This is a genomic window from Rhodoluna sp. (assembly GCF_044232805.1).
In the GTDB taxonomy this organism is placed as follows: domain Bacteria; phylum Actinomycetota; class Actinomycetes; order Actinomycetales; family Microbacteriaceae; genus Rhodoluna.
Genome location: NZ_JBIILG010000003.1, coordinates 24,343 through 37,205, shown reverse-complemented (window position 1 = coordinate 37,205; position 12,863 = coordinate 24,343). Strand labels below are relative to the sequence as shown.

Below are 12,863 nucleotides of genomic sequence, written 5' to 3'. Positions count from 1 at the left end.
TGGTAGTGTTGGAGGCTGCGCAAGCATTCCTCGGTAGCTCAATTGGCAGAGCAATCGGCTGTTAACCGATAGGTTCTTGGTTCGAGTCCAAGCCGGGGAGCCAGAGAATCCAACCCACATCAAGGCAACCCTCAGGAGATATGTGTGATTCGCTGGATACTAGACACCAAATGGGTTCCAGAGATTGCTCTTTCTCTCACCCTCTTGGCTGTTTTTGGCGGAATCAATGCTGTTACTGGCGGAATTAGTTACTTTCTACTTTCTGTACCATTCGCATTAGCTTCGCTGTTCGTCAGACAATATAGCTACCTCACAGGCGCACTGCTCTTTGTCGGAGCCGCCCTACACATTGGCTTCTCGGCGGTGCCATCTTTTGGGAACCTAGTTCTTGCAGTCGTTGCTTTTGTTGCCGGCGTATCCACGGCTAATCCTTGGCGAGTAATCAACATTCTGGCCGTCAGCGCTACTTCATTTTTGATCGTCGCAAGCGCTTCCAATAACCCAAATCTTTCACTGCCGAACTTGGGGATAATTGAATTTACTGACACTGGAAGACTGCTTTTCTTCATTGTTGGATCGATCTTGGCAGCGAGCCTAATTGGCCTTGCCGCAGTGGGCGGTCGACTCGTGCGTGAGCAATATCTTCAGAGGCAATTTCAAGGCAACCGCAAATACTCAAACTCCCAGCAAGATGAGATCTCGCTGGAGCTCGCGGAGCAAGCCAAGCGCTTCGAGATGGCGGGGGATATGAACGAAAGTGCTGTGCAGCATATTTCTTCGGTCATTACTAATGCCGAAGCTGGCTTGTACACGGCCAAGTTAGATCCAGCTGCGGGTTTGCGGGCCTTAGACAAAGTGCTGCTGAGCGCAAAGGCAGCTCACGCCGAACTTAGAAGGCTTTACGAGACCATTAATCGCGGAACTATGATCTCCACCGCGCCTCCCACTCTAGAAAGCATTTCGGCTCTTGAGCTAAATATGCGCGAGGCTGGTTACAACATGGCGGTTACCTACTCGGGTTCGCGGGTTGCATTAGATAGCTCAATGGAGCTAGCAATTTACCGGATAGTTTTTGAGGCAATCAAGAATGTTCGCCAACATAACCCCAAGGGCACAATGGTAACCGTTGAAATTACCTGGTTTGAAACAAGCCTTCAGGTAATCATTCGAGACAACGGTGTCGAGGTGGTTCGAAAAAGTGATGTTGGCCCGAATGGCCTACCAGCTCCCTATGACGCCAACGATGACATCGGTAACCTCCTAGAAAAAGTCATCGGACCCGGAATCACAGCTATGCGTGAGCGAGTAGAGAGCTTCGGTGGATCCTTAGAAGCTCAGCGTGTAGTTGGGGTTGGTTTTACCGTGTCAGCTCTTTTCCCGATTCTTCGCCCCATGCAAGACTGATAAAAACCTAAATGAGCCATTCACTTCGAATTGCCCTGATTGATTGGAACACGAGTGTTCGAACTGCCCGTAGGGCAATTCTTGATGCCACAGAAAATATCACCGTGGTCTTCGAATCGGATGGCGGCAAAGGTGAGCTAAACCAGCTACCTGATTTGTTGGTGGATGTCATCGTCATCGATCAACAGCTAGACAGCAAAACTGGAGTCGATTCATTCCTAGAGCTCAGGCAAAGCTATTCCAAATCCTCTGATGTTCCCAATGCAGTTCTCACCACGGTCTATGACATTGCAACCCTCCGCGTCCAAGCTCTCGGGGCTGGAATGCACGATGTGGTGAGTATCGATAGCGGACCTGAGGGGCTCATAAAAATCATTAGGGCCGCAGCTTCAGCTGAGCCAGTTATTGACCTAGCAGAACTTGCAAAGTTACTTACCGAAACCCCGCCTATATCCAAGAACAATTTCGTATTGAGTCAAGCAGTTATTGCGCTACCGGTAAGAAAAAGGGGCCTGATTGAAAAACTCGCCGAGGAGTGGCCAAAGATAATGGCCGGCTCCAAGCCGGAGCTAAGTCTTGATAAATACCAAGCGCTTGCTCTTTCGCTAGGCTTTCTTAGCGCAAGTGAGCTTATTATCAAGCTCGTGCAGAATGGGGTGTTAGATGCCAAGTGAAGCACAAAGCGTCAAAGCGATCTCATTCGGGGTGGGTTTTGCAACCGGTCTCTACGGTATTTCTTTTGGAGCTCTCTCGGTTGCTGCCGGTTTAGATTTTTGGCAAACCATGGCGCTAAGCCTTTTGATGTTTAGCGGTGGTAGTCAGTTTGCATTTGTTGGTGTAATTGCAACCGGTGCGGGAGTGGTTCCTGCAGTTTTGTCATCTTGGCTACTTGGTGTAAGAAACGGCTTCTATGCAATTAGATTGGCTCCAGTCTTGTCACTGTCTGGAATCTTGAAACCAATTGGAGCTCAGTTAACAATTGATGAATCAAATGGGGTATCGCTTTCCCAAGAGCCTGATCCCTCAAAACAGCGCCAGGGTTTCTGGCTTACGGGGATTGCAGTATTCGTATTTTGGAACTTGCTTACGGCAGCTGGAGCGTTACTTGGTTCGGTAATTGGTGACCCAGCCGATTGGGGCTTAGACGCAGCCGCTGGAGCAGCTTTTCTTGGATTGATTTGGCCAAGCCTCAAAGAATCCAAACTATTGCTGCTAGCTGTGGTTTCAGCATTCACGGCCACCTTGCTTTCAAAATTTGTGCCAGCCGGTATTCCAGTCCTTCTCACCGCAGGTGTTGCCGTTGCCTTCTGGATAATCGAGCTTTTAGGAAAAAGAAAATGACGCTTTGGGTAGGGGTGCTGTTAGCAAGCGCCCTAGTTTATTCGTGGAAGTTACTTGGCCATTTGGTTCCTGAACGCTTTGTTAAGAATCCCAGCATTCGATCGCTGGCGGCGCTACTTACGGTAGCAATGCTTGCGGGTCTTGTTGGAGTTCAAACTTTCGTCTCTTCAGAAGGAATTACCTTAGACGCGAGGGTAGCCGCCTTGGCTGTTGCAGCCGTTCTTTTCTACTTGAGAGTTCCATTTATATTTGTGGTGATTGCCGCGGCGGCAGTTGCTAGCTTGCTACGGATATGGTTTTAGTCCTCAAGGCGGTCGGTTCCTGGTAGCCAGGACTGCCCCGGTCTATTCCAACCAAGCTCGGCCATGGTTTCGAAAGCTTCCTTTTTGGCATCCCCTGGCAGCTTGTCGACGTAAATGATTCCTTCAAGGTGATCAAACTCATGTTGGAAGATCCTTGCGAACCAGCCTTCGGCTTCGATTTTTACTGGCTTTTGCTCTAGATCCACACCTTCGATAATTGCCCAATCAGCTCGCTGTAGTAAGAATCTTTCACCAGGCACTGAAAGGCAGCCTTCGCTGTGCAATTCTTCATCAGGTTCTTCCTCTGCTATTGGCCCGATAGTGATTGTCGGATTTATCACTACCCCTCTTCGACGGTTGTCATCATCATCGGGATAGTCATAGACAAACATTCGAAGCGCCACGCCCACCTGAGGGGCCGCTAGACCAACTCCTGGAGCGTTTTGCATGGTTTCGAACATGTCGTGAACTAGATCGGTCAGCTCCTGATCAAATTTAGTGACCTGCTGGGCCCGCTGGTGCAGCACCTCGTCCCCGTAGATGCGTATTGGCCTGATCATGGCTCAAATCTAGCCGTTAGTTTTGGCTAAACAGCTCAATTCAGGGCTAGGCTCGAATTTGGGAAATTTTAGGAATACTTGTGGGACCAGAACTTCGATTATTAGCAATTGTTCTTGCCGTCTTGGCAGCGGTTGCTTTAGCTTTTGGTGCGCAGTTTCAAAATCAAGCGGTTTCAACTAGCAGAGAAAAACACGTCCAACCTAAAGTTTCACTCTCGATTAGAGAACTAGTCAATCTGCTGATAAAACCCCGCTGGGTTTCTGGAACCGGTTTGATGTTTTTGGCGATGCTGTTGCAGCTTGGGGCGCTTTCGCTAGCACCACTTATTGTGGTGCAGCCCATCGGCGCGATAGCTCTGGTAATTACCTCTGTGCTTAATGCCCGCTATACCAAGACCAAACTAAATCGAGCCACCATTTTGGCAATCGGACTAAGCACCTTTGGGGTTGGCGGCTTTGTGGTTACCGCATCTCAGGTGGCGGCTCAAGTAGAGCTGACCGATGAGAACTTACTTCGAGTGCTGCTGCTTTTTGTAGTTATCTTGGTTGCTTTTGCGGCGCTGTTTTTCATCTTCGGCAAAAAAGCCCAAGCGCTCACTTATATTCTCGGAGCCGGAGTGCTCTATGGGTTTGTAGCAACTCTTGCCAAGGTAACAATCCAGCGCCTGTATCAGATGGACTACGACATCTTGACCTTGATTGCAGTTGTGAGCATGATAGGCGCCGTGCTTCTAGGAGGCTGGTTCGTTCAGAATGCATATGCCTCCGGTCCCCCCGATCTGGTTATCGCAGGTTTGACTGTTATTGATCCAATAGTGGCAATTACAATTGCAATTGGCATCCTGGGCGAGGCCCAGGAGGCCACCCTGGGCTCAGGCTCTCTTTTCTCAGCCTTTGGGCTGCTAGCCATCTGCGGAGTATATTTGCTGTCCAAGGTTCACCCGGAACTAAGAAATCGAGCCAAGGCTTCAGTCAAGTAAACTTGTAATCACACCCCAACATTCAATCTCAGGGATGAAATGACTGAAGCAGTAAAAGCTAGTAGACGCATGCGCGTGGTCATTGGCTGCGACACCTTCCCGCCAGACATAAATGGGGCATCCAGGTTCGCTGAGCGGCTAGCTGCTGGTTTAGTTCGGGCGGGGCACGAGGTGCACGTCATTGCACCTTCCTATAGCAAAAGATATGGGACCTTCACCGAAGTTCACGATTCCAGCTCAATGACCGTTCACCGTCTCAAAAGCTACCGGGTGGTGCAACACAAGACCTTGAGATACGTTTGGCCATTTACTCTAAAGGCTAAGACCGATCGAGTTCTGAAAGACCTAAAGCCAGATGCGGTCCACATCAACTCTCATATGATTGTTGGCCGGTACCTAATGAGATCTGCCAGGCAGCAGGGCATTCGCGTTATTGCCACCAACCACATCATGCCCGAGAACCTAATCAAGTACTCGCTGGTTATTCCGCGCTGGGCAGAGAAAACCGCCATGAGCCTTGCTTGGAAGGACACTGGTCGAATACTGAAAAAAGCAGACGTGGTGACAACCCCAACAAGAAAAGCCGCCACCCTTCTGGAAAATGCTGCGGGTCTAACCGGAGTGCTGGCTGTGTCTTGTGGCATCGAAGCTTCAAATTTTGCAAACAACAGCCCCACAACAAACTCAGAGCCAAGAATTCTCTTTTTGGGTCGTCTCGATTACGAGAAACACATCCACAACCTAATTCAGGCCGTGGCGCTACTGCCAAAATCGCTAAAGGTAAAACTTGAAATTGTGGGCGACGGAGGAGAGCGCGAGTATCTAGAGAATCTTGCCAAGGACTTGGGGTTAGAAGAGAACGTCGAATTCCGCGGTCATATCTCTGACGAAGAGTTGCCAAAGGTTTACGAACGAGCAACAGTATTTGCCATGCCCTCGATTGCAGAGCTGCAATCAATTGCCACCATGGAGGCCATGGCCTCGGGTCGTCCCGTGGTGGCAGCTGACGCCATGGCGCTGCCCCATTTGGTGCACGATGGTGACAACGGTTATCTGTTTCCACCCGATGACGTCAAGGCTTTCGCAGACCGACTTCTAAAGGTGCTTACCGCTGATCAGAAAGAGCTGGATCGCCTCTCGGAAAACTCACTGCACTTGATTCAGTCACACGATATAGATCGCACCATAAAAATCTTTGAGGGCCTTTACAGCGGTGAAACACAGGAAGAGAACGAGACCGCCGACAACCTCGACACTTACTCGCTTCCTATCGGAAGTCTGAGTAAAACCATCAGTAGATCTATTGCTTTGGCCAGGAGGCGTTCAGCGAAGCTGCGCGAACAAGCGGAACTCACTCGTAGGGAAATTATCGCCAGGGCTGAAGACACCAGGGATGAAGTAATAGAGCGTCTGGAAGAAGTTCGTGACGACGTGGCCTTCGCTGCCAAGAAGCTAGAGATTCGAGTGCGCAAGGGTGTCAAGAAAGCGGCGGAGAGACTCAGAAGAGAAGAACTTCCTTAGGCAAATTGTTGCCAACTACGAACCCAGCATCAACATGACAACATTCACCAGCGAAGCCAGAAGCAGAAGATGAAAAACCAGCTTTGGAGGGTTTGGGCTAAGAGCCAGAACGCTAGCCAGTAGAGACAAAACTACTGTTAGCCCCAACCCGCCAATAGAAATCAAAGGAACTAGCTTGCTGCTTTGGGTCACCAAAATTAGCGATGCGGAACTAGCGGTTACGGCAATTACCAGGGCAGAAGCTCTCTGACCGAGAATGTGCGGAAGGGCTCTAACTCCTGTCTGCTTGTCAGCTAGAAGATCTGGCAGCGTGTTGGCAAAATGGGCAGCGAGACCAAAGAGTCCGGCAACAATCATCACCCAAACTGGAGGCAGTGATGGCTCTTGGCGCGAGAGCGTGACGAAGGCTGGAAGAATTCCAAAACCAAGAATGTACGGAACAACCGAGAAGCCATTGGACTTGAGCCCTAGGTTGTATGCCCAGCCGATTGCAAGCATAGGCAACATCCATAAAAATGCTGCAGCGCCTAGTGCAAAGGCGAGAACTAGAGCAGTAACTGCTGAAACCAGCGAAGCTGCTCTAACCAGAGCTACCGAAACTATTCCCTGAACCACCGGTTTGTCGAATCTCTTTACGGCTATATCTCTTCCAGCATCTAACCAGTCATTGGAAAGACCAACCGAGAACTGCTGCGCCAGAACTGCTAAACCAACTAGCCCAAGTTTTTCTAGTGGTAAGCCCACTCCAATTCCAAACATGACGGCGAAGCTCGCAACAGACAGCGAGGGAAGTGGATGAGTGGATCTGAAAAGAGCCAAAGCTTTTAGCCACATGAATTTACCTCTTGACTGCCTTTTCTAAGCGTAAGCATTCAGCTGTCATGGCTTACACCTCAGACTTTATTGCTTGTAGCACTAGCATCACAGTCAATTCCAGGGTTCGTCGGTAAAGTAGTGGGGTGATTCGATTTCAGAAGCCGCGGCTTAGGGCACGGAAATTCAGTGATTAGCATCCTGGCTGTTGCAGTTGGCAGAATCGTTAGATTCATCATCCGTATCTTTCGGCGTGGGGGAGGCTCCGCCTTCCCTGGAACAGTTGCTAGCTCAATAGCTCCGAACTTGCTAAGCGATGCAATTCGTTCGGCAAGGAAGGGCTTGGTTGTAGTGTCAGGCAGCTCTGGTAAGAGCTCAACAACTCAAGTACTTGTAGCGCTTCTAAGAGCCCATGGTTACAAGATCTTCACAAACCCCTCGACAGCAAACATCAAGCAAGGCCTCTATGCTGCAATACTTCAGTTTGGTGATTACCGAGGTCACATTGACGCGGATTTTGTTGTCCTGGAATGGGATGAGGGCCACGGTGCAGCCCTAGTGGAGTCGCTTCGTCCAAGACTTGCTGTGCTTACAAATGTCTATTCAGACCAGCTTGACCGCTTCGTTGACCCGGAACTCGTAGTTGAGAAGCTGAAAAAGATTTACGACCATTCAGATCACGCCGTTGTAAACGTGGATGACAAGAACCTAACCCAATTTACAGATTCTGAGAAAATCACCGGCTTTGGTTTATCGACTTCAATTCAACCTCGCCCAAGCTACGCAATAAACTTTGGGCCAGAGCCTAAATTTGAGCCCTCGATTGAAGTCTCGAAACTCGGTGATAGATTTCTTCAGGTAAGAGTCAACGGGCGTCTTCTTAGCTTCGAAACAAAAGCTGACGCTCCCCACCAAGCTCTCAACCTCGCTGCTTCCATCGCTGCTGTTTCCAAATTGATTGAGCCAGATTGGGCTTTGGTCGAAAAGACAGTTTCAAATTTGCCCCCTGTATTTGCTAGAGATGAAATCGCTTCAGTTCGTGGCAAAGATGTGAGGTTTTTGCTGTGTCTTAATCCAACAAGTTTCACTCACAGTCTTAGCGAGATTTCCGATCAGACTAGCCCGTTGATGATTATGGCTGGCGGAGACATCAGCGATCCAAGCTGGCTGTGGACAGTGGATTTTTCAAAGCTGAAGCACGTGGACGTAGTTGGTGGCAAAAACGCTTACGACTTAGCACTGAGGCTTATGTATCAGGACGTTCAGGTTGACAAGATTATTCTCGAAGCCGATAAAGCAGCAGATGCTTTTCTGGAGCTTGCCGGACCCAGCCCAACGGTGCTATTCACAGCCGATGCGATGCGACGCACCAGAAGGTACTTGGGGTTGGCGAAATGATCAAATTAGCGACCTTCAAGCCAACCTATTTCAACAACAACGGTGATCAGGGAAACATTGAGGTGCTTGCAAAGCAGCTTGAGTGGCGCGGTGCTCAATACTCTGTGACTTCTACTGAACTCCAAGACGTGGACTTTTTACTTGTTGGCGATGGCTCGAGAGCAGTTATGCGTGAGTTCGAGTCAGAACTTGTTGCAATTACAGATTTGGTAGCCGAGCGCCTAAGAACCGGAAAGGCAACCTTGCTTGTTGGTTCCGCCCACGAGTTCTTCTGCTCTAGATTGCCTGGGCTGCCAGAACTAAAGAACGCACCAAGGGTAAGCCAGCATCGTGAAGTAAGCTTTGGGGATCTGAGAGTGTTTGGATACAAAAACAACGAGATCGATGTTGATTTCTTTATAGAACAAGCGTTCATCTCGACCTCTCTGTTTGGTCCAATCCTTGCCAAGAACGAGAATCTTTTGAACATTGTTCTCTCATCAATGGGAGTAACTACTGAGCTCCCGGCAGTTCATCAGTCACGGTTAGCTCCGGTGTTGCAGGGTGTTCGATCAAAGGCCTTAGGAAGCTAACGGTCTTTATCGTCTAGTCTTAGTAATTGCGAGGGGAGTTAGCTCAGCTGGTTAGAGCAGCGGACTCATAATCCGTCGGTCACGGGTTCAAGTCCCGTACTCCCCACCGGTTAATCCGCTAGGTATTTTTGCCTTGGGTAGAGTTGATTCCTATGAGCTACCCAACCAGAGGTTTTATTCGCAAGCGATCAAAGCTAATGCGAGTAACTGGTGTAACTGGAGAAGTGCTCGTAACTGCCGGAGCCCTTATGGGTCTATTTCTGGCTTGGCACTTGATGCTGAACGACACTATTCAGGGCGATCGCCAGAATCAATCTGCAAGCGCCCTTGCCCAGCAGTGGCAGGAGCCAGAGTCCTCCTCTGCAGAACAAAAACCAGCAACGGCTATTGTCAATCCAAGTAATGAGAAACCACCGGTTACTGCCTCACCTACCGAAGGCGAGGCTTTTGCATTACTTTACGTACCAAGGTTTGGGCCAGAGTATGTTCGAACAATCGCTGAGGGTGTCGATGTCGCAACGGTTCTCAATAGCCGGAGGCTAGGAGTCGGAAGGTACCTTGAATCTGAACAGCTGGGAGCCGATGGAAACTTCGCCCTAGCGGCTCACCGAACCACATTCGGGGCACCTTTTGGGAACATAGGAGAGCTTCGAATCGGCGACCACATCTATGTTGAGGTGCCGGAGGGTTGGCACGCTTACGAGTTTAGAAATCTTGAGTATGTCTGGGAAACTGACGTCAAGGTCTTGAATTCATTTCCAAAATTGCAGGAAGAGGTGCCAGGTGCCAGGGTAATAACCCTTACTAGCTGTCACCCCAAGTTCACGGTTTCGGAGCGCGTCATTGCCTACGGTCTATACAGCGGTTGGTATCCAAGAGCTGGCGGACCTCCAAACGAAATAGCCGATGTAGTGAAGGAAAATTCCTGATGTATGCAGCGTTATGGCGATTGCTACCTGGAGGAGTATTTCTGAAGTTGATTCAACTGACAATCATCTTGGTGATTGTGGTTTTTGTGCTCTTTGAATGGGTGTTCCCGTGGGTAGCTCAGACTTTCTTGTCCGAGCAGTCAACGGTTGAGTAATACGCTGAAACCTTAGTTCTATTGCTGGGTTTCTAGGCTTGCCTTTACAACATCCCCTATCAAACATCCAGAAGCTAGTTCGTCCGCGACTGTTGTGGTGAGCCAGATGTCGGAGAACTGGGCAATAAGGCACTCTCCCTTGAAAGCTACTGCCAAGCTAACCGACTCGGGTGGTTGGCGGGTCTTTGTTTCGAGCTGGGTGTGAGTAATTGCTGCGATACTAAAGCCGGTTTCCCCAAGCAACTTGATACTTTCAGTTAAGTCATGATTTGGCTTTCCGGCACCAGATTCTTTCATGACACTCTCAAATACTGGCAAGTTGCTCGCAGCGGATCCGGTTGGGTAAAAGAAGACCTCGGGGGACTTAGAAACTTCTGGCTCTGATAGTGGATCGGAGGACGTGCAGCCAGAAATTAATCCGCCTAGAACCAGGGCAATTGATATTGCTTTTTGTGCCTGTTTGTTTCGCACTCTATCTAGACCACCGAAGCGGCGTTGCCCTTTTCTCGAAAGTAACATGATGCGCATAGCGACTCGTACGTGACTTCTTCGCCATCGATTGCAACCTGGTCCCCGTCAAAGATGAAGCTGTCATTTATCTTTCTGGCGTTGAACATCGCTTTCTTGCCGCAGCGGCAAATTGTCTTGAGCTCTTCGAGGCTGTGAGCTATCTCGAGTAGGCGAAGCGAGCCGGGGAAGCCGTTAGTGAGAAAGTCTGTGCGAATGCCGTAAGCCAGCACCGGCACATCATCCAGAACTGCAATCTCTAGAGCCTGATCAACTTGCTCACGAGTTAGAAACTGGGATTCATCCAGCAGAAGGCAGGCAACTCTTTTGCCGGTCTTTTCTCGATGCAGAGAGGATCTCTTTTGAAACTCTTTTCTAAGATTCAGATCGGGTGTAACCAGGAAATCAACCATTCGGTCAACTCCAAGCCTGGACAAGATAGCCATATCTCCCTTGGTGTCTACCGCTGGCTTAGCAAGCAATACCGCTTGGCCGCGTTCTTCGTAGTTATAGGCAGCCTGTAATAGGGCAGTTGACTTACCTGAGTTCATCGCACCGTGGCGGAAATATAGCTTGCTCATACTGTTACAATTTTAGCTGCTTGTTTTGACTTGTTTCGCAGCTAGGTCTAGCCTTGGAGAACCACCAAATAAAGGTCGTAGGGGAAGACGTACCTAGGTTTGGAGGTGAAAGTATGTCTAAAGGGCTCGTGTTTATTCACCAAGCGCCCAGGGCTTTGCTTACTCACATCGAGTGGACTATCTCGGGGGTCTGCTTAGCCCCAATAACCATTAGCTGGCATGCGCTGCCTGCCCCAGGCGCGGGCTATCGCGCTCTTGCGCTTTGGGAAGCCCCAGCAGGTGCTGGAGCGGTTCTTGCCACTTCGTTTATGAACCTCAAGCAACTTTCCTTTGAGGTTATCCACCAGGACTCTCCGGATGTTGCTGGATACCGTTGGAGCTACACACCAAACCTTGGGATGTATTCATCGGCTACGGATGAAGTGGGAAATATCCTCGTCAGCGAAAATCAGCTGCGACACATTGTCGATAGCTGTGGGTCGAACGGACTCAAGCTCCAAGCAGAGCTTCGAAAAGTCCTGGGCCAAGCTTTTGATGACGAGCTTGAGAGTTACCGAGAATTATTCGACGGATCGGAAAGCAACAACAGCGTTGTGACCGCCGAAGCCGAACGAGTTACTTATAGCCAGAATGTGAGACCCCTCTAGCTTTCTTGGCGAAACAACTACATCCAGTTTGATTTCTGGATCTTGATTCTCAAGATTGATTGTTGGTGGCGCAGTTTTCTCATGTAGCGCTAGAACTGTGAAAATCGCTTCAATCGCTCCAGCTCCCCCAAGAAGGTGACCGGTGGAGGCCTTGGTTGCCGACACCGGGATACCAGCTAACTTCTCGCCAAAGACTCTCTTTAGTGCTTGATACTCTGCGATGTCGCCTACCGGTGTGCTGGTGGCGTGAGCGTTGATGTGCGAAACATCAGCTATTGAGCTGCCAGCTTGTTCGAGGGCGCCAAGCATTGCTCTAGCGGCTGCAGTTCCTTCAGGATCTGGAGCAGTGATGTGATGAGCGTCTGAAGTCACAGCTGCGCCCACTACTTCTGCATAAATCTTTGCCCCTCGAGCCTTGGCGTGTTCTTCGCTTTCCAGAATCAGTGTTCCGGCACCTTCACCCATCACGAAACCATCGCGAGCGGTGTCATAAGGCCTAGAGGCACCAGCTGGATCATCGTTGCGCTTTGATAGGGCGTGCATGGCTGCGAAGGAAGCAATCGGAAGAGGGTGAATCGCGGCTTCCGCGCCACCCGCAACAACAATATCTGCTTCGCCGTTTCTAATTCTGTTGAAAGCGTTAGCTATGGCCTCGGTTCCAGATGCACATGCCGATACGGCTGTTCTCACTCCAGCCCTGGCGTGAAGCTCCATTCCAATGGCAGCAGCTGGACCGTTGGCCATAAGCATCGGCACGGTCATTGGCAGCACTCGCCTTGGACCGCGCTCCTTCAGAGTGTCGTAGGCATCAAGCAGGGTCCAGATTCCACCAATACCCGTTGCGTATTCGACGGCTAAGCGTTCGGGAGCAACTTCGGGGGAGCCGGCATCGAGCCAAGCCTCACGAGCTGAGACCAGAGCGAACTGGCTCGATGGGTCAAGTCTTTTGGCTTCTTGCGGGGTGAGCATTTCCTTGGCTGGAACCTTGGCTTGCCCCGCGAAGGTGACCGGAAGCTCATACTGAGCTACCCAGTCTTGAGAGAGGGTTGTTATGCCAGATTCGCCCGCAAGCAACGCTTGCCAGGTTGATTTGCTGTCGCCACCAAGTGGCGTAGTTGCGCCAATACCAGTGACAACAACTTTGTGGACCAAA

At 50.1% G+C, this 12,863-nt stretch carries 16 protein-coding genes and 2 tRNA genes; 13 read left to right on the top strand and 5 right to left on the bottom strand.

Annotation, left to right across the window (positions count from 1 at the left end; all coding sequences use genetic code 11):
* The first annotated feature begins 27 nt into the window (after positions 1-27).
* The 5 genes from AC9UES_RS01095 to AC9UES_RS01075 all read left to right on the top strand — a co-directional run bounded on the left by AC9UES_RS01095 (position 28) and on the right by AC9UES_RS01075 (position 3,047).
* A tRNA-Asn gene (locus AC9UES_RS01095) sits at positions 28-103 on the top strand.
* A gap of 41 nt (positions 104-144) precedes the next feature.
* Positions 145-1,404, top strand: coding sequence for a sensor histidine kinase (locus AC9UES_RS01090; protein WP_509525841.1), 1,260 nt, complete (start codon positions 145-147; stop codon positions 1,402-1,404).
* An 11-nt stretch (positions 1,405-1,415) separates the two neighbouring features.
* Positions 1,416-2,078 carry a response regulator gene (locus AC9UES_RS01085; protein WP_509525839.1) on the top strand — a complete coding sequence of 221 codons (663 nt, stop codon included), beginning with the start codon at positions 1,416-1,418 and terminating at the stop codon, positions 2,076-2,078.
* Positions 2,068-2,745, top strand: coding sequence for an AzlC family ABC transporter permease (locus tag AC9UES_RS01080; RefSeq protein ID WP_509525836.1), 678 nt, complete (start codon positions 2,068-2,070; stop codon positions 2,743-2,745). The genes AC9UES_RS01085 and AC9UES_RS01080 overlap by 11 nt, the downstream gene beginning before the upstream one ends.
* The gene (locus AC9UES_RS01075) at positions 2,742-3,047 is read left to right on the top strand and encodes an AzlD domain-containing protein (RefSeq protein WP_509525834.1); all 306 of its coding nucleotides are present in this window, start codon (positions 2,742-2,744) and stop codon (positions 3,045-3,047) included. Before AC9UES_RS01080 ends, AC9UES_RS01075 begins: the two co-directional genes overlap by 4 nt.
* On the opposite strand, the gene def is transcribed toward AC9UES_RS01075, so the two are convergent.
* The gene (gene def / locus AC9UES_RS01070; protein ID WP_509525832.1) at positions 3,044-3,607 is read right to left on the bottom strand and encodes a peptide deformylase; all 564 of its coding nucleotides are present in this window, start codon (positions 3,605-3,607) and stop codon (positions 3,044-3,046) included. The genes AC9UES_RS01075 and def overlap by 4 nt on opposite strands.
* 80 nt (positions 3,608-3,687) lie before the next feature.
* Here def and AC9UES_RS01065 point away from each other — a divergent pair, with 80 nt between their 5' ends.
* Positions 3,688-4,587: a multidrug DMT transporter permease gene (locus AC9UES_RS01065; protein WP_509525830.1), complete on the top strand. Its 900-nt coding sequence runs from the start codon at positions 3,688-3,690 to the stop codon at positions 4,585-4,587.
* A 39-nt stretch (positions 4,588-4,626) separates the two neighbouring features.
* On the top strand, positions 4,627-6,108 hold the full coding sequence (locus AC9UES_RS01060; RefSeq protein WP_509525828.1) for a glycosyltransferase: 1,482 nt from the start codon (positions 4,627-4,629) through the stop codon (positions 6,106-6,108).
* Positions 6,109-6,123: 15 nt separating this feature from the next.
* Here the strand turns inward: AC9UES_RS01060 and AC9UES_RS01055 are convergent, their stop codons facing one another.
* A complete protein-coding gene (locus tag AC9UES_RS01055) occupies positions 6,124-6,942 on the bottom strand; it encodes a UbiA family prenyltransferase (protein ID WP_509525826.1) in 819 nt (272 codons plus the stop codon).
* A 168-nt stretch (positions 6,943-7,110) separates the two neighbouring features.
* On the opposite strand from AC9UES_RS01055, the gene AC9UES_RS01050 reads away from it, so the two are divergent.
* From AC9UES_RS01050 to AC9UES_RS01030, 5 genes are all read left to right on the top strand, one after another.
* Positions 7,111-8,319 carry a MurT ligase domain-containing protein gene (locus AC9UES_RS01050; RefSeq protein WP_509525823.1) on the top strand — a complete coding sequence of 403 codons (1,209 nt, stop codon included), beginning with the start codon at positions 7,111-7,113 and terminating at the stop codon, positions 8,317-8,319.
* Positions 8,316-8,891 carry a hypothetical protein gene (locus tag AC9UES_RS01045; RefSeq protein ID WP_509525821.1) on the top strand — a complete coding sequence of 192 codons (576 nt, stop codon included), beginning with the start codon at positions 8,316-8,318 and terminating at the stop codon, positions 8,889-8,891. The genes AC9UES_RS01050 and AC9UES_RS01045 overlap by 4 nt, the downstream gene beginning before the upstream one ends.
* A 32-nt stretch (positions 8,892-8,923) precedes the next feature.
* Positions 8,924-8,997: transfer RNA gene (locus tag AC9UES_RS01040), tRNA-Ile, on the top strand.
* A 46-nt stretch (positions 8,998-9,043) separates the two neighbouring features.
* Complete coding sequence (locus AC9UES_RS01035; RefSeq protein ID WP_509525819.1) at positions 9,044-9,820, top strand: class E sortase; 777 nt, start codon at positions 9,044-9,046, stop codon at positions 9,818-9,820.
* Entirely contained in the window at positions 9,820-9,975 is a 156-nt protein-coding gene (locus tag AC9UES_RS01030) for a hypothetical protein (RefSeq protein WP_509525817.1), read from the top strand. The genes AC9UES_RS01035 and AC9UES_RS01030 overlap by 1 nt, the downstream gene beginning before the upstream one ends.
* Positions 9,976-9,993: 18 nt before the next feature.
* On the opposite strand, the gene AC9UES_RS01025 is transcribed toward AC9UES_RS01030, so the two are convergent.
* Together AC9UES_RS01025 and AC9UES_RS01020 are read right to left on the bottom strand one after the other, a co-directional pair.
* Complete coding sequence (locus tag AC9UES_RS01025; protein WP_509525815.1) at positions 9,994-10,446, bottom strand: DUF6993 domain-containing protein; 453 nt, start codon at positions 10,444-10,446, stop codon at positions 9,994-9,996.
* Between the two features lie 5 nt (positions 10,447-10,451).
* Entirely contained in the window at positions 10,452-11,063 is a 612-nt protein-coding gene (locus AC9UES_RS01020; RefSeq protein ID WP_509525813.1) for a thymidine kinase, read from the bottom strand.
* A gap of 113 nt (positions 11,064-11,176) precedes the next feature.
* On the opposite strand from AC9UES_RS01020, the gene AC9UES_RS01015 reads away from it, so the two are divergent.
* Positions 11,177-11,710 carry a DUF3145 family protein gene (locus tag AC9UES_RS01015; RefSeq protein WP_509525810.1) on the top strand — a complete coding sequence of 178 codons (534 nt, stop codon included), beginning with the start codon at positions 11,177-11,179 and terminating at the stop codon, positions 11,708-11,710.
* Here AC9UES_RS01015 and fabF read toward each other — a convergent pair.
* Positions 11,624-12,862 carry a beta-ketoacyl-ACP synthase II gene (fabF, locus tag AC9UES_RS01010; protein WP_509525807.1) on the bottom strand — a complete coding sequence of 413 codons (1,239 nt, stop codon included), beginning with the start codon at positions 12,860-12,862 and terminating at the stop codon, positions 11,624-11,626. The genes AC9UES_RS01015 and fabF overlap by 87 nt on opposite strands.
* Position 12,863 lies beyond the last annotated feature (1 nt).

Coding starts and splice junctions, on each gene's coding strand:
- AC9UES_RS01085 (WP_509525839.1), top strand. CDS start 1,416: ATGAGCCATTCACTTCGAATTGCCCTGATTGATTGGAACACGAGTGTT.
- AC9UES_RS01080 (WP_509525836.1), top strand. CDS start 2,068: ATGCCAAGTGAAGCACAAAGCGTCAAAGCGATCTCATTCGGGGTGGGT.
- AC9UES_RS01075 (WP_509525834.1), top strand. CDS start 2,742: ATGACGCTTTGGGTAGGGGTGCTGTTAGCAAGCGCCCTAGTTTATTCG.
- def (WP_509525832.1), bottom strand. CDS start 3,607: ATGATCAGGCCAATACGCATCTACGGGGACGAGGTGCTGCACCAGCGG.
- AC9UES_RS01060 (WP_509525828.1), top strand. CDS start 4,627: ATGACTGAAGCAGTAAAAGCTAGTAGACGCATGCGCGTGGTCATTGGC.
- AC9UES_RS01055 (WP_509525826.1), bottom strand. CDS start 6,942: ATGTGGCTAAAAGCTTTGGCTCTTTTCAGATCCACTCATCCACTTCCC.
- AC9UES_RS01045 (WP_509525821.1), top strand. CDS start 8,316: ATGATCAAATTAGCGACCTTCAAGCCAACCTATTTCAACAACAACGGT.
- AC9UES_RS01035 (WP_509525819.1), top strand. CDS start 9,044: ATGAGCTACCCAACCAGAGGTTTTATTCGCAAGCGATCAAAGCTAATG.
- AC9UES_RS01030 (WP_509525817.1), top strand. CDS start 9,820: ATGTATGCAGCGTTATGGCGATTGCTACCTGGAGGAGTATTTCTGAAG.
- AC9UES_RS01020 (WP_509525813.1), bottom strand. CDS start 11,063: ATGAGCAAGCTATATTTCCGCCACGGTGCGATGAACTCAGGTAAGTCA.
- AC9UES_RS01015 (WP_509525810.1), top strand. CDS start 11,177: ATGTCTAAAGGGCTCGTGTTTATTCACCAAGCGCCCAGGGCTTTGCTT.